Consider the following 18,971-nt stretch of genomic DNA (forward strand, 5'->3'; position numbering starts at 1 on the left):
CGTAGAGGCCGTGCCACGGCGTGTCGTAGAGGCCGTGCCACGGCGTGTCGTAGAGGCCGTGCCACGGCGTGTCGTAGAGGCCGTGCCACGGCGTGTCGTAGAGGCCGTGCCACGGCGTGTCGCGGAAGCAGCATGTGCGCTATGCCCATCCTCACCCGCAACGCCAGGCACTGACCACATTCTCCCGGCGGTGATGCATCGATAACCTCGGGCATATCCGACAACAGGGGAGTGTTCATGCACATCAGAGTGATTCGTCCGGTCATCGACACCACACTCACGCCTGCTGTGGCAGCCGAGGTGGAGCACTGGGCAGCGCCCGGTACGACGGTCGACGTCGTTTCGCTGCGCTCGGGTACGGCGAGCATCGAGAGTGAGTACGACGTGGCCCTTGCCGGTCCCGGGATCGTGCAGAGGGTCGAAGAAGCGGCAGTCGACGGCGTGGACGGTGTGTTCATCACATGTTTCGCCGATCCCGGAGTGCATGCCGCCCGCGAGATCATCGACGCACCGGTGGTCGGCGGCTTCGAGCCGTCATTTCTGACAGCGATGAGTCTGGGCGATCGGGTCGGTGTCGTGACCATCTTGCCGAACGTCGTGCCGATGCTCCGATCGCTCACTCGGCGGTACGGGTTGGACAATCGGCTGGGCAGTATTCGAGTCGTGGACCTGCCGGTGCTCGGACTAACCGATCGCGAGGTGCTGATCGATCGACTGGCCGATCAGGCGTCTGCAGCAGTGGAGAACGGCGAGGCCGACTCCGTCGTTCTAGGTTGCACCGGCATGCTCGGTGTTACCGGCGCGGTCCGAGACAGGCTGCATGGCAAAGGGATTCATGTTCCGGTGGTGGATCCGACGGCAGCGGCGATCACGTGGTTGGAGAGCTCGGTCCGTCTGGGGCTGACGCCTAGTCGGACGACGTACATGACTCCACCGGACAAGGATCGAAAGCGCTGAGAACTGGAAGGGCCCCGCCGGATCAGATCCGGCGGGGCCCTTCGTTGTGCGCGAGGGGGGACTTGAACCCCCACGTCCTGAGACACTGGAACCTAAATCCAGCGCGTCTGCCAATTCCGCCACTCGCGCGCGGAATTCAAAGGATACGCGAGTGGAATCGCTCGCGGGAACACCACCCTGGTCGGGATGAGCCCGCCTGCTCTCAGGCCGATTCGCCGAGTGGATCCGCTGCCGCCGGGGTGGTGGTTTTCTTCGACCGGCGCGGTTGCTCAGCCGTCCGTTGATACCGCCACGCAGCGTGGGTGAGTGTCCGAACATCGACGTCGAGGTGTTCCGACACCGCAACAAGCAATTCAGCCGCGTCGGTGCTCGACAACAATTCCTCGCTGCTGCTCGCCTCGGTGGCGAACCGTGCAAGCAGATCTATCGAGGTTGCGGTCAACTTCCCGGACAGGAACACCAGCGTCTCGAAGGTCCTCGGGCCGAGGCCCGGAACGGAGACGACTGCCGAGCGGAGGATTTCGGTGTCCTCGACGTCGGCACTGGACCGGCAACCGGCTTCGACGAGCGCCTTGGCTGCGCGAGCTACACCTTCGGCCTTGGTGGAGTAGTTGCCCGGCACGCGCTGGCGATTGCCGAGAACCGTTGCGAGTTCGTCGCCACGGTCGGTGAAGGCGGCGAGAGCGGACAAGTTGTCGAGATGTTCGCCGGCCTCCACCGACCGGTGCGTGCGCCAACGGTCGACGACAGCGCGGACTCCGGTCCTCGGCGTTCCGTACGCGGCGCGTGACGAGAAGATCGCGTCGAGAAGGGCCGCTTCGGACTCGAGCGGCCAGCCTTGATTCCAGTGCGGCCACGCCTCGCGCGGAAGTTCGGCGCCGATGAATTCGACGGCTCTGACTATGTCTGTGTCTTCCACGATTTCTCCCCCCGAGAAGTTGTCCTGTGTGGACGCGCTGAACGTAGCGAGGGGGTCCGACAGATTGTGGCCGCAAACGCACGGGATCGACCGTCCGTCAAGGAGGTCACGAATTGGTAACAATAAATATGAGGGGTTCCTCAGGTTTCTGAAAATCCCGGTAACAGTCCCAGGCAGGGCGTTCGCGACCTACTCGCGAGTCACTTTCTCGAACTCTCGTGAGGAAGATCACGGCCCTGAAAGTCCAGATTTCGAGGGCGTCGACAAACGTGAGGAAATCCTCATGATTCTGTGTAAACCTTGTCTTGCACGAACGCCCTGACTCCGTCGATTCTCTCGACGAATTCGCGAGCACTTCAGCCGGGCGGCACACCGCAAATCCCACCTCGCCGCAGAGGTGACCAGGAGAGGACGTACGCGTGACGATCGATGACACGACACCTACAGGAAACGGACGCGACTCGAAGGGTGGACGCCGTTTCGGCGTCGATGGGGGACAGTCCCGCACGACCAGCAAAGGTGCCCTCGTCGATTCGCTGAACAACGGCGTTTCCTACGCAATCGCTTTCGGTGGACAGGGCGCTCCCTGGCTCACCTCGCTCGAGGAGCTCAGCCGTGACAACGGCCTGGAACCCGTTCTGACCGATCTGGTCAATGATGCAGCCGCACGCCTTGCACCCGTCGCACAGGATCTCCTCGTGGTTCGCCCGGTCGGATTCGATCCGATCGCGTGGATGCTCGAAGCCGAGATCGTCGACGAAGAAGAAGGTGAGAAGTCGGCGGGACCTTCCGCTGCAGCGCTCACCGCAGCTCCGGTGTCGCTCCCCGGTGTCTTCCTCACGCAGCTTGCGGCGTTGCGTGCCCTCTCCGCTCAGGGTCTGGATGTGGCCGGCAACCCGCCTGCTGCTGTCATCGGCCACTCGCAGGGCCTTCTTGCCACGGCTGCCGTAGCCGCCCAGGGCAACGACGACGGTGAGCTCCTCGCTGTCGCACAACTCGTCGGTGCTGCTGCCAGCTTGGTCGGCCGTCGCCGCGGCGTCATCGCCGGCGCCTCCGCGAAGCCGATGGTCGCGGTCTCGGGCGTCGATCCCGAGCGCCTTGCTGCCATCGTCGCCGAGCTTGCCGAGGGTGTCGCTCCCGAGCGTGCAGCTGTCCTTGCCATCCGCAACGGCCGTCGCCGTGTCGTCCTTGCCGGGCCGCCCGCTCAGTTGGCACGCGTGCAAGAGCGCTGCGAGCAGATCGAAGCCGAAGAAGCCCGCGAGCGTGAGGGCAAGAAGCGCGGCGGTTCCGTCTTCGCTCCGTCCTTCGATCCTCTCGACACCGAAATCGGCTTCCATCACCCCGCGTTGGCCGAGGCCGTCGAACTGGTCGGCAGCTGGGCAACCCGTTGCGGTCTCGACGCGGACCGTGCGCGCGAACTCGCGCAGGGTGTCCTCGTCGATCCGGTCGACTGGGTCGAGGCTGTCGACGGTGCAATTTCCGCCGGCGCCAAGTGGATTCTCGATCTCGGACCCAGCGATCAGCTGACCCGCATGACGTCCTCCTCGCTTCGTGGACAGGGCGTCGGCATCATCGCCGCAGCCACCCGCGGTGGACACCGCAATCTGCTCACTCCCGGTGCTGCGCCTGAGGTCTCACGTTCGTGGTCCGAATTCGCGCCGAAGCCCGTTGCGCTCCCCGGCGGCCGCATCGGCGTCGAGACCGCGTTCACGAAGCTCACCGGTCGTTCGCCGATCCTGCTCGCAGGCATGACGCCGACGACGGTCGACGCCAAGATCGTTGCCGCGGCAGCCAATGCCGGTCACTGGGCCGAGCTCGCCGGTGGCGGACAGGTCACCGAAGAGATCTTCGAAGACCGTGTCGCAGAACTGAAGATGCTGCTCGAGCCGGGCCGCGCGGTCCAGTTCAACTCCCTGTTCCTCGACCCGTACCTGTGGAAGCTGCAGCTCGGTGGCAAGCGCCTCGTGCAGCGTGCCCGTACTGCCGGTGCTCCCATCGACGGCGTCATCGTCACCGCCGGTATCCCGGAACTCGAAGAGGCTGTTGCCCTCATCGACGAGCTGTCCGAGATCGGCATCACCAACATCGCGTTCAAGCCCGGCACCGTGGCGCAGATCCGCTCCGTGATCCGCATTGCCAACGAGGTTCCGAACTTCCCGGTCATCGTCCACATCGAAGGCGGCCGCGCCGGCGGACACCACTCGTGGGAAGACCTCGACGACCTGCTCCTCGACACGTACGCCGAACTGCGCACGCGTCCGAACCTGGTCATCTGCGTCGGCGGCGGCATCGGAACACCCGAGCGCGCAGCCGATTACCTGACCGGACGCTGGTCTGCCGCAGCCGGTTTCCCGGCCATGCCCGTCGACGGCATCCTGGTCGGCACTGCAGCCATGGCGACTCTCGAGGCCACCACCTCTCCCGAGGTCAAGCAGCTTCTCGTCGACACACCCGGTACGCCGGACTGGGTCGGTGCCGGTACTGCCGAAGGCGGAATGGCCTCTGGCCGTAGCCAGCTCGGTGCCGACATCCACGAGATCGACAACGCGGCTTCGCGTACCGGACGCCTCCTCGACGAGGTTGCCGGCGATTCCGAGGCAGTGGCCGAGCGCCGCGACGAGATCATCGCCGCCCTCGACGTCACCGCCAAGCCATACTTCGGCGACGTCGAGACCATGACGTACGCCCAGTGGCTGCGTCGTTACCTCGAGCTGACCGTCGGGATCGACGCCGCCAAGGAATTCGACTGCGGCGCAGATATTCAGGACGCCATCGTCGAGGCGACCTCGAGCCCGTGGCTCGACATCACCTGGCGTGCTCGCTTCGGCGAGATGCTCCAGCGCGCCGAGGCGCGACTGCACCCGGTCGACCGCGGTCCCATCCCCACACTGTTCGGCGATGCCGAGACCCTCGAGCGTCCCGAGGCTGCGATCTGCGCACTGCAGGCGTCGTACCCGGACTACTCGACGACCGTTCTGCATCCCGCAGACGTCTCGTTCTTCATCTCGCTCTGCAAGACACCGGGCAAGCCGGTCAACTTCGTTCCCGTTGTCGACGGTGACGTGCGTCGCTGGTGGCGCAGCGACTCCCTGTGGCAGGCACACGATCCCCGCTACACCGCCGATCAGGTTTGCGTCATCCCCGGCACCGTTGCCGTCGCCGGCATCACCCGTGTCGACGAGCCGGTCGGCGACCTGCTCGATCGTTTCGAGAAGGCCACCTACGACGAATTGGTTGCTGCCGGAACCACTCCGGTTGCACTTGCGAGCCGTCGCCACCAGGATTCCGCACCCGGACTTCTCGACGCCGTCCTCTCGGCTCCTGACCTCCAGTGGGCCGGCCGCCTGACCCAGAACCCCGTCCGTCGTCTCGGCGACCTCGAGGAGTGGAGTGCGGAGTCTGCCGACAAGGCAGTACACGGCACCACCGGGTCCAGCCTGACCGTCGTCGATTCCTCGCACGTGCTGCTCTCGGTTCCGTTGGTGGCGGACAAGTCCGTCGACATCACGATCACCATCCCCGAGTCCGTGATCGACGGCGGCGCTCCGGTTGTCACCGAGGCAGACGCCGAAGGTGCGATGTCCGCGCTGCTGGCAGTTGCTGCCGGACAAGAACTTCCGACAGTCAAGAACGGCAAGGCCCGACTCAACGTCGCGTGGGTTCCCGATCGCATCGCCGATCACGCCGGTGTCACCGGTTCCGGCCTGCCCGCCACGCTCAGTGTCAGCGGCAAGGCTGTTCCGGACGTCGTCGTCGGAGCATGCTGGCCCGCGGTCTTCGCCGTCCTCGGCGCAGCCAAGCTCGACAGTCTTTCCGTCATCGAAGGCATGCTCGACCTGGTCCACCTCGACCACACCGTCGACTTCGTCGGTGAGCTTCCCTCCGAGACAAGCATTCTCGTCGTCAACGCCGAGGTCGCCTCGGTTCTCGACACCGACCTCGGTCGCGTCGTCGAGGTCAAGGTCGAGGTCGGTGCCATGCTCGGCGAGGGCCTCGACGCCCCCGCAGTCGTCACCATGACCGAGCGTTTCGCGATCCGCGGCCGCACCGGTGCCGGAGAACTCGCCGACCCGGCTCGCGCCGGTGGATCGATCAGCGATGCGGCTGTCGACACCTCACGTCGTCGTCGCCGTGACGCGAAGATCCTCGCGCCGGTCAGTATGGGCGCCTTCGCTCAGGTTTCCGGTGACCACAACCCGATTCACACCTCCGACAACGCCGCTCTGCTGGCCGGACTCGGAACCCCGATCGTGCACGGCATGTGGCTCTCCGCCGCAGCGCAGCAGGTTGTCACCGCAGTCGACCCGGCCGAGACCCGCGTTCCGCCGCGCCGCCTGACCGCCTGGACCGCCCGCTTCCTCGGGATGGTTCGCCCCGGTGCCGAGATCGACGTCCGCGTCGACCGTGTCGGTATCGACCAGGGCGCTGAAATCGTCGAGGTAGGCTGCCGCATCGACGGCGAACTGGTCATGGTCGCCACCGGTCGCACCGCCGCACCCAAGACCGTCTACGCCTTCCCCGGCCAGGGCATCCAGCGCCCGGGCATGGGCCTCGACGCCCGCGCCCGCTCCAAGGCCGCGCGCGACGTCTGGGAGCGTGCCGACAAGCACACCCGCAAGGCACTCGGATTCTCGATCCTCGCTGTCGTGCGCGACAACCCGGTGACCGTCAAGGCGCGCGGTGTCGAGCACAAGCATCCCGACGGCGTCCTTCACCTGACGCAGTTCACCCAGGTGGCCATGGCCGTTCTCGGTGTTGCTCAGGTTGCCGAGCTGCGCGAGTCCGGAACCTTCATCGAGGATTCGCTTCTGGCCGGTCACTCGGTCGGTGAGTACAACGCACTCGCCGCTGTTGCCGAGGTCTTCCCGCTCGAAGCACTTCTCGAGGTCGTCTTCCAGCGTGGCTCTGCGATGCACCAGCTCGTTCCCCGTGACGAAGCCGGACGCTCCGACTACCGCATGGCCGCTATTCGCCCGTCGCAGATCGGTGTTTCCGACGACGACGTGCAGGGCTTCGTTGCCGGTGTCGCCGAGGCTTCCGGTGAGTTCCTCGAAATCGTCAACCTGAACCTGCGTGGCAGCCAGTACGCCATCGCCGGTTCGGTAGCCGGTCTCGACGCACTCGAGATCGAAATCGACCGTCGCCGCGCAGAATTCGGTGGCAAGCGGGCATACATCCAGGTCCCCGGCATCGACGTTCCGTTCCACTCCACCGTGCTTCGCGGCGGCGTCGCGGACTTCCGCGTATGCCTGCAGGACTTGCTCCCGCACGACATCGACCCGGACATCCTGATCGGCCGCTACATCCCGAACCTGGTGCCGAAGCCGTTCTCGCTGCGTCGTGACTTCGTTCAGGAAATTGCCGACTTGGTGCCGTCCGAGCCGCTGCAGGAAGTCCTCGCAGACTTCGAGCGCTACGCAACGCGCACTCACGAGTTGTCCCGCATCATCCTGATCGAGTTGCTGGCGTGGCAGTTCGCCAGCCCGGTTCGCTGGATCGAGACGCAGGACCTGCTGTTCGGCGACGAGTCCGAAGGTGGACTCGGGGTCGAGCGCTTCGTCGAGATCGGTCTCGGCGCTGCCCCGACCGTCGCGAACCTGGCGTCGCAGACCCTCAAGCTGCCGGGCCGCTTCGGCTACCCGGTCGAGGTTCTCAACGTCGAGCGTGAAGCTGCGATCGTCTACGGCACCGACGTCGATCCGGCGGTCGATGACGACGACGAGATCGAAGCCCCCGCCGCGCAGGCGGCTCCGGTCGCCGCAGCTGCCGCTCCGGTCGCTGCTGCTCCCGCTGCTCCTTCGGGCGGACCGCGTCCGGACGACCTCACCTTCAAGGCGCCCGATGCCACGAAGGTCCTGATCAGCCTGTGGACCAAGCTCCGTCCCGATCAGGTCGGCCCCGCCGACACGATCGAGGCACTGTGCGACGGCGTCTCCTCGCGTCGTAACCAGCTCTTGGTCGACCTCGGCTCCGAGCTGTCTCTCGGCGCCATCGACGGTGCCGCAGACGCCGACATGGGTTCCTTGGGAGCAACCGTCGACAAGCTCGCCCGTACGTACAAGCCGTTCGGACCGGTGCTCTCCGATTCGATCAACGATCACCTGCGCAAGGTCTTCGGCCCCTCGGGCAAGCGCCCCGGCTACATCGCCGACCGCGTCAAGAAGGTTTGGGAACTGGGCGACGGCTGGGCACACCACGTCACCGCAGCAGTGGCTCTCGGTACCCGTGACGGCGCCAGCATCCGCGGCGGCGACCTCGGTGGCCTGAGCTCCGGCGCACTGGCCGACGCGGCAGCAGTGGACGCAGTCATCGACAGCGCAGTTGCCTCGGTCGGGTCTGCTCGCGGAGTCAGCGTCTCGTTGCCGGCTACCGGCGGCGGAAGCGGCGGAACCGTCGACGCAGCCGCTCTGGGTGAGTTCACCGAGAACATCACCGGTCGCAACGGCGTTCTGGCCTCGGCCGCACGCCTGGTGCTCGAGCAGCTCGGACTGAACGAAGAAACAGCAGTCGCGACGGTCGAGGACACCGAACTGGTCGACCTGGTCTCGGCTGAACTCGGCTCCGACTGGCCGCGTTTGGTTGCTCCGGCATTCGACGCGCAGAAGGCAGTGCTGCTCGACGACCGCTGGGCAAGTGCGCGTGAGGATCTTGCGCGTATCTGGCTGGGCAGTGAGACCCTCTCGGTCGAGAACTTCATCGGAGCCGGTAACACCGTTGCCGCCCAGGCGAAGTGGTGGGCCACCCGTGCAACCGACGAAGGCCGCACGGCGCTCGCCGAGGTCTACACCCGCATCGCTGATGCGGCTACGGCGGCAGAATCCGACGCACCCGAATGGGCAGGCGAGGTCGCAGTCGTGACCGGCGCCAGCAAGGGCTCCATCGCGGCAGCGGTCACAGGCAAGCTCCTTGCCGGTGGCGCAACGGTATTCGTGACCACTTCGCGACTGGACGGTCAGCGTCTCGGCTTCTACCGCGACCTGTACCGCGAGAACGCTCGCGCCGGTGCCGCCCTCTGGGTGGTTCCCGCGAACATGGCGTCGTACACCGACGTCGACGCACTGATCGACTGGATCGGCAACGAGGCCACCGAGAACGCAGGCGGCGCAAAGAAGCTCATCAAGCCCGCCATGACGCCGACGATGCTCTTCCCGTTCGCAGCTCCCCGTGTCGGCGGTGAACTTTCCGACGCCGGCGCTCGCGCCGAAATGGAAATGCGCGTGTTGCTCTGGTCGGTGGAGCGCCTCATCGGCGGTCTGTCGAAGATCGGTTACGACAGCGACGTCGACACGCACCTGCACGTGGTGCTGCCCGGTTCGCCGAACCGCGGAACGTTCGGTGGCGACGGTGCTTACGGTGAGGCCAAGGCTTCGTTGATCGCCGTGGTGAACCGTTGGAAGGCCGAGCGCAACTGGGCCGAGCGGGTCACGTTGGCACACGCCGTCATCGGTTGGGTTCGCGGAACCGGACTCATGGGTCACAACGATCCGATCGTCGACGCGGTCGAAGCAGCGGGCGTCCGCACCTGGTCCACCCAGGAGATGGCGACCCAGCTACTGAAGACGGCAACGCGTGAGTCGCGTCGCGCTGCTGCAGAGGCTCCGCTCGAGGTCGACCTGACCGGCGGACTGTCCGAGGCCAACCTGGATCTGGGTGCTTTGGCCAAGGAAGCTGCCGAGGTTGCCGAGATCGCCGAAGCTGTCGACGAGGCTGTCGACGAGTCCAGCATCCTGGCACTGCCCGCGCCGGCTCGCATCGACGACTCGGTCAAGGCTCCGAGCTGGCCCGAACTGGACGTCACCCCCGCGGACCTCGTGGTCATCGTGGGCGCCGGAGAGCTCGGACCCTACGGTTCCTCGCGTACCCGCTTCGAGATGGAGGTCGACGAGCAGCTCTCTGCCGCAGGCGTTCTCGAATTGGCGTGGAACACCGGACTCATCGTCTGGGAGAACGACCCCAAGCCGGGTTGGTACGACGTCGAATCCGGTGACCTGGTACCCGAGGCGGAAATCGCCGACAAGTACCACGACGCGGTCGTCGAGCGTTGCGGCATCCGTCGCTACGTCGACGAGGGCGCGATGATCGACAACACCGCTCCGCTGCTCACCTCCGTGTTCCTGGACAAGGATCTGAGCTTCGTGGTCGGCAGTGAGGCCGAAGCTCAGGCCTTCGTCGAATCCGATCCGGAGAACACGACGGCGACGGTTTCCGCCGAGTCCGGAGACTGGACGGTCACCCGCCGCGCAGGCACCGAGATCCGCGTCCCGCGCAAGATGAAGCTGACTCGTAGCGTCGGCGGCCAGATCCCGACCAACTTCGACGTCACCAAGTGGGGCATCCCCGCGGACATGGCAGATTCGGTCGACCGCGTCGGTCTCTGGAACATCGTCGCAACGGTGGACGCCTTCCTTACAGGCGGCTTCACCCCGAGCGAACTGCTCCGCTGGGTACACCCGAGCCTGGTTGCCAACACGCAGGGCACCGGCATGGGTGGCATGACCTCCATGAGGAGCCTGTACATCGACACGCTGCTCGGCGAGAACCGCCCGAACGACATCCTGCAGGAAGCGCTGCCGAACGTCATTGCCGCGCACGTCGTTCAGTCGTACGTCGGCGGCTACGGTGCGATGGTCCACCCCGTCGCCGCCTGCGCCACGGCAGCGGTATCCGTCGAAGAAGGCGTCGACAAGATCCGACTCGGCAAGGCACAGTTGGTTGTTGCCGGCGGGTTCGACGATCTGAGCACGGAAGGCATCATCGGCTTCGGCGACATGTCGGCCACTGCGAAGACCGAGGACATGCACGCCAAGGGCATCGAAGATCGCCGCTTCTCGCGTGCAAACGATCGTCGCCGCGGCGGATTCGTCGAGTCGGCCGGTGGCGGAACGATTCTGCTCGCTCGCGGTGACCTGGCACTCGAGATGGGTCTGCCCGTCCTCGGTGTGGTCGCCTGGGCCGGATCGTTCGCCGACGGTGTCCACACCTCGATCCCGGCACCGGGACTCGGAGCACTGGGCGCCGGACGTGGGGGAGCGGATTCACAGCTCGCACTCTCGCTCAACGCTCTCGGAGTGAGCGCCGACGACATCGCCGTGATCTCCAAGCACGACACCTCCACTGCCGCCAACGATCCCAACGAGGCAGAGCTGCACGAGCGCCTCGCCGGGGCATTGGGACGCAGTGAAGGCGCGCCGATGTTCGTGGTCTCGCAGAAGAGCCTGACCGGTCACGCGAAGGGTGGTGCCGCAGCCTTCCAGCTGATCGGACTCTGCCAGGTACTGAGCCAGGGCATCGTCCCGCCGAACCGCAGCCTCGACTGCGTCGACGACAAGATGGCCGAGTTCGAGCACCTCGTGTGGGCACGTCAGCCGCTCAAGTTCGGTGAGCAGCTTCCGCTGCGCGCCGGACTGCTGACCAGCCTCGGCTTCGGTCACGTTTCCGGACTGATCGCAGTCGTGCACCCGCAGGCATTCGTCGAGTCGGTTCCGGCCGACAAGCGCGCGGACTATGTTGCGGCGGCGCAGCAGCGGACGATCGACGGTCAGCGTCGTCTCACCAAGGCGATGTGCGGCGGCGACAGCCTCTACGAGCGTCCGGCGGATCGTCGCCTCGGCGCCGACGGAACGCCGGCCAAGGCCTCGCGTCAGCTCGAAGCGGACATGCTGCTCAGCGAGGACGCACGACTCGGCGCAGATCAGGTGTACCGCTCGAATCTGCCCGGCTGCAAGTAATAATCACGGTATGGGAGTTCTGGGTATCGGCTTCGACCTCGTGACGGTGTCGGAGTTCGCCGAGCAATTGAACAGGCCGGGAACGGCAATGCTCGACAACTTTACACCGGGCGAGCGTCGAGACGCCGCTACCCGGAGCTCCGAACCGGCACGACACTTCGCGGCGCGTTGGGCAGCGAAGGAAGCAGTGATCAAGGCTTGGTCGACGGCTCTCTTCGCCAGCCCGCCGGTGCTGGGGGAGATGATCCACAATCAGATCGAAGTCGTCTCGGACGCCTGGGGTCGCCCCGGCATCCGGCTTCGCGGTGACGTGGCAAAACACCTCACCGGAGTGACGATCCACATCTCACTCACTCACGACGGGGACATGGCCGGCGCTTTCGCGGTCATCGAATCCGAACCGGAGTAACACCACCGGACACGAAAGAGCCGGTCTCCCAAAGGGAGACCGGCTCTTTGCCGTTCGACTAGTCCTTCGTGCGCGATTCCTTCTCGGCAACGAGGAGATACGCGATCATCAGCCTCTTCAGTTCGGCGACAGCGTCGGCATGTGACTGACCGTCCTGAACCGAGAAATTGAGCATCGAATACACTACGTGGACAAGGACTTCCGCCATCATCAGGCGACGATCTCGCCGCGTACGCGGCGTCAACGGTCCCAGCATTTTCGCGACAGTCTCGGCGAACTGCTTCTCGTGAATGACGCCGGTGGCCCGCGTGGACGGTGTCGACTGCATCGCCAGCCAGACCTCGCGGCGCGACGGATCAGACGTCCACAGCCCGGCCATGTGATCGACGAAACTGTTCAGGAACCGCAGCCAGTCGAGCGAGGGCACTTCGCCGCCGAACTGGGCAAGCTCGTGCTGGACTCCGACGAGGTCCTGGCGGTTCAATTCACAGACGATGACGTACTTGTTCGCGAAGAACTGGTAGAGCGTCCCGATCGGGACGTCAGCACGTGCCGCGACTTCTTCACAGGTGAACGATTCGAATCCGACATCGGTGAGGAGTTCACGTGACGCCGCCAGGAGGGCGTCGAATTTACGCTGGCTGCGTTCTTGCGTCGGACGCTTGCGCGGCAGCAGTTCCTGCGGTTCTTCGAGGCTCTGGGGATTTTCCAGTGCAGGGTCGACTCGCCGCCGCGCGCGCTGACGAGTCGTGGGCTGCACATCTTCCAGGCTATCGGTGTTTTCTGTCGAATTTGGGACTTGTGCGTTATCCGGTGTCATCGGCCACCTACTTCGGCGGTCGTGATCGGTCGAAACGCACCGCGCAGGTGCGCGCACACGAGTCCCGATGCTGTAGCCACAACTCGATACTAGGTGACCACCTGTCCAGTAGCCGAAGAGGTTGCTGCGCGGTGTGGCGCACCGGCGATCCTGCCGACTCCTTTCATCTGATTCGGGCAGACTGAGATTCTTCGGGCACACCGAGATTCGACGCCGAGGAGAGGGAGACGATGACGGAAGAACTGCGAACCGCGGTACGTGGACTCATGCCGCGTGCCCGTGAAGATCTGAAAGCACTTGTGGCGATGAAGTCCGTCGCCGATGCACGGCAGTACCCGCCGGAAGAATGCGCAGCCGCGGCACATTGGGTGCTGGAGGCATTCCGTGATCAGGGTTTCGCCGATATCGAGGCGATCGAGACCTCCGACGGTTCGGCCGCGGTCGTCGGGCGTAGACCAGGCCCGGCCGGCGCCCCGACCGTTCTGCTGTACTGCCACTACGACGTTCAGCCGCCCGGAAACGAAGAGCTTTGGGGCTCGCCGCCTTTCACCCTCACCGAGCGCGACGGACGGTGGTACGGACGCGGCGCTTCCGACTGCAAGGGCAACGTCGTCATGCATTTGACGGCGCTGCGAGCGCTTGCCGCTGCCGGTGTGGATCCGAGCGCGCATCTGACGATCGTCGCCGAAGGTTCGGAGGAGATGGGCACCGGCGGTCTCGAGGATCTGGTGCGCGAGCGGCCGGAACTCTTCGCGGCAGACATGATCCTGATCGCCGATACCGGCAACACGGAGGTCGGGGAGCCGACGATCACGACGTCACTACGCGGGATCGCCAACGTGGTGGTCCACGTGTCGACGCTCGAGGGTGAGATTCACTCCGGTGTCTTCGGTGGGCCGGCGCCCGATGCGATCACCGCGCTGGTGCACATTCTGTCGACGTTGCACGACAGCGCCGGAAACACCACCGTCGAAGGCTTGACCAACGACCAAGAATGGGCCGGGGTCGGCTACGACGACGATCAGTTCCGCTCCGATGCTGGAGTACTCGACGGTGTGCAGCTGACGGGTTCCGGTTCGGTCGCCGAGCAGGTGTGGGCTCGTCCGGCATTGACCATTCTGGGTATCGACTGCCCGCCGGTCGTGGGCTCGGCGGCGGCGATCACGCCACGCGCGTCCGCACGCCTGAATCTTCGCGTCCCGCCCGGCACGGATCCGGCGCAGGCACAGGAGTTGTTGACCGACCACCTCCTGGCAGCGGCGCCGTGGGGCGTCCACATCGAGGTCGTACCGGAATCGACGGGATCGCCGTTCTCGTCCTCGACGGAGGGGTCAGGTTTCGCGCAGCTGAAGTCCGCGCTCACCGATGCCTACGGCCGCGAAGTGGGATTTGCCGGACAAGGGGGATCGATACCGCTGTGCAGTGCACTGGCCGAGCAGTTCCCCGACGCGGAGATCGCGTTGATCGGCGTCGAGGAACCGCAGTGCCGCATTCATGCACCTGACGAAAGCGTCGACCCGTCGGAGATCGAGAATCTCGCTTTCGCGGAAGCGCTGTTCTTGGCCAGGTACGGGAGTTAGACCGACAGATCGCGTCGTAGCTTGGCGACGTGGCCGGTGGCTCGGACGTTGTACTGGGCCACCTCGATCTTGCCTTCCTCGTCGACGAGGAACGTCGAGCGGATGACGCCCTGGACGGTCTTGCCGTACATCTTCTTTTCACCGAACGCGCCCCAGGCTTCGAGCGTCGCCTTCTCGGGATCGGAGAGAAGCGGGAAGGTCAGCTCTTCGGTATCGCGGAACTTCGCGAGTTTGGCGGGCTTGTCCGGTGAGATTCCGATGACTTCGAGGCCGGCGCCGTTGAGTTCGGCGAGGCTGTCACGGAAGTCGCAGGCCTGCTTGGTACACCCCGGGGTGCTGGCCGCGGGGTAGAAGTACACGATGACCTTGCGGCCGCGGTAATCGTGGAGCGAAACCTCGTTGCCGTCGGCGTCGGGGAGCGTGAAATCCGGCGCGACGTCGCCGGCGGACAATCTACTGTTCTCGGTCACGGGAATCGAGGTTAGTCGACAAATTGCGCGGCAGGTGGGCGCGAGGGCATTCTGCTCCTCTACGGTAGAGCGAAGTGTCGGCGCGCTGCGTCCGCACAGCAGACCCGCACACAGAGCAGCAGAACACAGACAAGTTGGAGGACACGTGCCCAGGGACACCGAGAGCATCGAGCGCGAGATCGAGAAGGCGCGTAACCAGCTCGCGAGCACACTCGACGAACTGACGGTCCGCACCAACCCGAAGCGGCTGGTCGAGAACACCAAGAAGACGGTGCTCGCCAAGCTCAACGAGCCGGCAGTGAAGTACGCGCTGATCGCAGTCGGTTCAGTGGTGGGACTACTCGTGGTCCGGAAGATCATTCGCTGACCCGAGTTGTCGAAGACAGCACATGAAGAAGGCCCCCACCTGGTGAGGTGGGGGCCTTCTTGCAAGTGCGCCCACAGGGACTCGAACCCCGGACCCAGTGATTAAGAGTCACTTGCTCTACCAACTGAGCTATAGGCGCTCGCTCTTGCGAGACAGAACATTAGCCGACAGGCTCAGGAGTTTGCAAAACGCGTGTTCATCGTGGTGACGATGGTTACATCGCTTCCGGAATTCACGAGTGTGGAGGGTGCGAATCCGGCCAGCGGACGGTGCTTTCCAACTGCTGTGCGACGGCGAGAATCGTCGGTTCACCACCGCTGCGCCCGACCAGTTGGACGCTCAGGGGGAGTCCGCGTTCGGAGAACCCGGCGGGCACAGCGGCCGCCGGGTTGCCGCAGACATTCCAGATCGAACAGTAGGCGGCGATCGGCAACGCCTTACGGACTGCGGACAGAAGGCCTGTTCCTTCGAGCTGTCCGATCGGGCGCGGCAAGGCGGGCGTCGTCGGCATCAGGACCAGGTCGAAGGTGTCGAAGACCTGGTTGACCGTCGCTGCGATTCGCTCACCTTTGCGGTAAGCGAATTTCCCGACGCGCGCGGGAGCGGCTATCCGGCCGATCGACGCGAGTGCTCGTGTGCGCTTCTCGAGTAACGCTGGATGATCGACGCGCAGTGCTTCGTCGCGGACGCCGCCGAGTACCTGCGGGAGAAACGCTGCAGTTGCGTCCGGGTACTCGGGATCGTGCTCTTCGACGTGATGTCCCAACGCGCTCAACATCTCTGCGATCGAATGCGCCGCGGCAACGACCTCCCGGGACGGGCGGACGCCCCGGACCGGACTCCGGGTGGACACTGCAATGCGAAGCGGCCCGGGCGCCGACGCGGCTGACTCGGCAAAGCTGGTGCGGAGCGTTTCGGCTGTGTAGTCGTCGGTCCCGGTGGTACCGGTGATCACGTCGTACACGAGCGCGCTGTCCTCGACGGAACGAGTGAGGGGGCCGAGCGTGCCGAGTCCGCGCCAGAGGTTTCGGTTCGGCGCGGTGCTCACCCGACCGCGCTGCGGTTTGAGTCCGAACAACCCGCAGAACGCCGAAGGCAGTCGGATGGAACCGCCGCCGTCGCCACCGATTGCCGCTGCGACCATGCCTGACGCGACGGCCGACGCAGATCCTCCGCTCGATCCGCCCGTGGATACGCCGGTGTCCCAAGGGTTTCTGGTGTAGCCGTTTGCAGCAGTCTCCGTGAAGGGCCAGATGCCGAACTCGGGCATCGTCGTCTTGCCGACGATCACCGCGCCGGCCTCGCGCAACCGCCGGACGACCTCTGAATCGGCCGATGCGATGCGAGTTGCTGCCGCACCGCCGTACGTCGTCGGCGTTCCGGCGACGTCGTTCTCGTCTTTGATCGCGATCGGAACTCCGTGCAGTGGGCCCAGGCTGTGGCCGTCGGCCTGGCGCTGATCGAGACGTGTCGCTTCGTCGAGCGCTTCGTCTGCGAGAACTCGCACAAAAGCATTGAGCGTCGAATCGAGGCGTTCGATACGGCGAAGTGTGTTCTCGGTGAGCTCGCGGGCCGATATTTCTCCGGACCGGATCAGAGCGGCCTGACCCGCCACACCGGCAAATGCCAGCTCGCTGCCCGGTGTGGTTTCGCGCTCGGTCATCAATCCTCCAGGCCGTGGTTCCGATAACTGTGAAGTCTATTCACCACATCCTGTTCACCACGACACAAAGAAAAATCCCCACCTTCCGAAGAAGGTGGGGACCTTTGCAAGTGCGCCCACAGGGACTCGAACCCCGGACCCAGTGATTAAGAGTCACTTGCTCTACCAACTGAGCTATAGGCGCTCGCTCTTGCGAGACAGAACATTAGCCGAATCGCCGGTTCGGGAGCAAATCGCCAGGTGGAGGCGTCACCGCTGTAGTCCGATCGGAGGAAATCAGCTGAAAGCGGTAACAAAACGGACGGTTCGGAGCGATTGATACTTGAACGTTACTGACGGCGTGGCCTTTCATGACCGTTGGTAACGAGCGCGCCTGGCATCATTGGTGCAGCGCAGTCATACCGCAAGTCCCACTTGCCTTCCGGTAAGTGGGATTCGCATGTGACGCGGAAGTTAGTCGGAGAAATTGTGAAGCGGAGTCGAACGATGAGTCGTCAAAGGTGGGGTCTGTCCGTGCGCGGGGGGAACGGTCGAGCGTCGAAGGGCGCGGCGATGATCGCGGCGTCTCTCGGTGCTCTCGTTCTGATGACCGCGTGCACGTCGGGCGGCAAGGACGTCAGTACCGAAGGGTCGGCGCCGATCGATTCCAATCCGCTCACCGAACTCATCAAGCCGAAGCTCACCTCGACCGCTGCCGACGGCGCTGTCGGCTTCTCGCCGGGCGACCCGGTCAAGATCAACGTCGCTGACGGCGCTCTGTCCGACGTGACGATGGTCAATCAGGACGGCAAGGCAGTTGCCGGCGCGATTGCTGCCGACGGTGCGTCGTGGACCACCACCGAGCCACTCGGCTACAACCGCAAGTACAAAATCGAGGCCCGCGCATTCGGATTGGGTGGCGCAAGTACGACGGTCACGTCCTTCACCACCAGCGCACCCGGCAACGTCACCAAGCCGTATGTCTTGCCCAACGAGGGTGACGTGGTCGGCATCGGTCAGCCCATCGCGGTGCAGTTCGACGAGAACATCCCCGATCGCAAGGCTGCCGAAGCTGCGATCACCGTCACCACGACTCCGGCCGTCGAAGGTGCGTTCTACTGGGTCAACAATCGTGAGGTCCGTTGGCGTCCGGAGAACTACTGGGCACCGGGCACCAAGGTCGACGTGAGCGTCAACGTGTACGGGCGCAATCTCGGCAAGGGAGTCTTCGGGCAGGAAGACGCGAAGAGTTCCTTCACCATCGGTGATGCCGTCATCGCCACGGCGGACGACAACACCAAGCAGGTCACTTTCCAGGTCAACGGTGAGACTGTCATGACCATGCCCACCTCCATGGGCAAGGACAGCACTCCTACCGACAACGGCGTCTACATCATCGGTGACCGCTTCGCGAACATGATCATGGACTCGTCCACGTACGGCGTCCCGGTCACCTCGGCGCAGGGTTACAAGACCCCCGTCGACTGGGCGACCCGAATGTCCTACAGCGGTATCTTCTTCCACTCGGCGCCGTGGTCGGTCGGGCAGCAGGGCTACTCCAACACCAGTCACGGCTGCCTCAACCTGAGCCCGTCCAACGCCAAGTGGGTCTACGACAACACCAAGCGTGGGGACATCGTCGTCGTCAAGAACACCGTCGGCGGCACTCTCTCCGGCACCGACGGCCTCGGTGACTGGAACATCCCCTGGAGCGTCTGGAAGACCGGCAACGCGGACGTCTGAGTTCGTCCCTGAAGCGCTGAACGCCAGAATGCCCCCGACCGTCCGGTTGGGGGCATTCTGCATCTGCACGCCTTTTGCGAGCGAAAGTGCCTCTCGGTCCATCTGAGGCGACCAGAGGTACGTTCGCTCTGCCCGGGCACGGGTTGCTCGGGTGCGCGCGATTTGTCGCGGTCGCCACCCCACCCACTTCGGGTGAACGTATCGCTGCCCCTGTCAGAAAAGGGGAGCGATACGTTCACCCGGCTGTGGAGGGGGAGTTTAGGGATGGGATGGGGTGGGGGCACAAACCAAAAGAACCCCCGAAAATGTCTTTCGACATTCTCGGGGGTTCCGCTT

10 protein-coding genes and 3 tRNA genes are annotated in these 18,971 nt (G+C 64.8%); 6 read left to right on the plus strand and 7 right to left on the minus strand.

Annotated elements, in window-relative coordinates; translation table 11 throughout:
* Positions 1–237: 237 nt before the first annotated feature.
* On the plus strand, positions 238–957 hold the full coding sequence (locus ACFWEM_RS24645) for an aspartate/glutamate racemase family protein (RefSeq protein WP_378537866.1): 720 nt from the start codon (positions 238–240) through the stop codon (positions 955–957).
* A 47-nt stretch (positions 958–1,004) separates the two neighbouring features.
* Here ACFWEM_RS24645 and ACFWEM_RS24650 read toward each other — a convergent pair.
* Both ACFWEM_RS24650 and ACFWEM_RS24655 read right to left on the minus strand, forming a co-directional pair.
* A tRNA-Leu gene (locus tag ACFWEM_RS24650) sits at positions 1,005–1,086 on the minus strand.
* Between the two features lie 73 nt (positions 1,087–1,159).
* Positions 1,160–1,876 carry a hypothetical protein gene (locus tag ACFWEM_RS24655; RefSeq protein WP_378537868.1) on the minus strand — a complete coding sequence of 239 codons (717 nt, stop codon included), beginning with the start codon at positions 1,874–1,876 and terminating at the stop codon, positions 1,160–1,162.
* A gap of 419 nt (positions 1,877–2,295) precedes the next feature.
* Here ACFWEM_RS24655 and ACFWEM_RS24660 point away from each other — a divergent pair, with 419 nt between their 5' ends.
* Positions 2,296–11,604, plus strand: a complete 9,309-nt coding sequence (locus tag ACFWEM_RS24660; protein ID WP_378537871.1) for a fatty acid synthase subunit beta domain-containing protein — start codon at positions 2,296–2,298, stop codon at positions 11,602–11,604.
* A 10-nt stretch (positions 11,605–11,614) separates the two neighbouring features.
* A complete protein-coding gene (locus ACFWEM_RS24665; protein WP_378537874.1) occupies positions 11,615–12,013 on the plus strand; it encodes a holo-ACP synthase in 399 nt (132 codons plus the stop codon).
* A 58-nt stretch (positions 12,014–12,071) separates the two neighbouring features.
* On the opposite strand, the gene ACFWEM_RS24670 is transcribed toward ACFWEM_RS24665, so the two are convergent.
* A complete protein-coding gene (locus ACFWEM_RS24670) occupies positions 12,072–12,773 on the minus strand; it encodes a TetR/AcrR family transcriptional regulator (RefSeq protein WP_378537876.1) in 702 nt (233 codons plus the stop codon).
* Positions 12,774–13,063: 290 nt separating this feature from the next.
* Here ACFWEM_RS24670 and ACFWEM_RS24675 point away from each other — a divergent pair, with 290 nt between their 5' ends.
* Entirely contained in the window at positions 13,064–14,413 is a 1,350-nt protein-coding gene (locus tag ACFWEM_RS24675) for a dipeptidase (RefSeq protein WP_378537879.1), read from the plus strand.
* On the opposite strand, the gene bcp is transcribed toward ACFWEM_RS24675, so the two are convergent.
* A complete protein-coding gene (gene bcp, locus ACFWEM_RS24680) occupies positions 14,410–14,883 on the minus strand; it encodes a thioredoxin-dependent thiol peroxidase (RefSeq protein ID WP_007733290.1) in 474 nt (157 codons plus the stop codon). The genes ACFWEM_RS24675 and bcp overlap by 4 nt on opposite strands.
* Positions 14,884–15,028: 145 nt before the next feature.
* Between bcp and ACFWEM_RS24685 the strand changes: the two genes are divergently transcribed.
* Positions 15,029–15,250: a DUF3618 domain-containing protein gene (locus tag ACFWEM_RS24685; protein ID WP_003945299.1), complete on the plus strand. Its 222-nt coding sequence runs from the start codon at positions 15,029–15,031 to the stop codon at positions 15,248–15,250.
* A gap of 66 nt (positions 15,251–15,316) precedes the next feature.
* Here ACFWEM_RS24685 and ACFWEM_RS24690 read toward each other — a convergent pair.
* From ACFWEM_RS24690 to ACFWEM_RS24700, 3 genes are all read right to left on the minus strand, one after another.
* Positions 15,317–15,389 (minus strand) — tRNA-Lys (locus tag ACFWEM_RS24690).
* A gap of 93 nt (positions 15,390–15,482) precedes the next feature.
* Positions 15,483–16,913, minus strand: coding sequence for an amidase (locus ACFWEM_RS24695; protein ID WP_378537881.1), 1,431 nt, complete (start codon positions 16,911–16,913; stop codon positions 15,483–15,485).
* A 111-nt stretch (positions 16,914–17,024) separates the two neighbouring features.
* Positions 17,025–17,097: transfer RNA gene (locus ACFWEM_RS24700), tRNA-Lys, on the minus strand.
* 368 nt (positions 17,098–17,465) lie between these two features.
* On the opposite strand from ACFWEM_RS24700, the gene ACFWEM_RS24705 reads away from it, so the two are divergent.
* On the plus strand, positions 17,466–18,635 hold the full coding sequence (locus ACFWEM_RS24705; protein WP_125052658.1) for an Ig-like domain-containing protein: 1,170 nt from the start codon (positions 17,466–17,468) through the stop codon (positions 18,633–18,635).
* Positions 18,636–18,971: the final 336 nt, after the last annotated feature.

Source organism: Rhodococcus sp. NPDC060176, from assembly GCF_042728675.1.
GTDB lineage: Bacteria > Actinomycetota > Actinomycetes > Mycobacteriales > Mycobacteriaceae > Rhodococcus_F.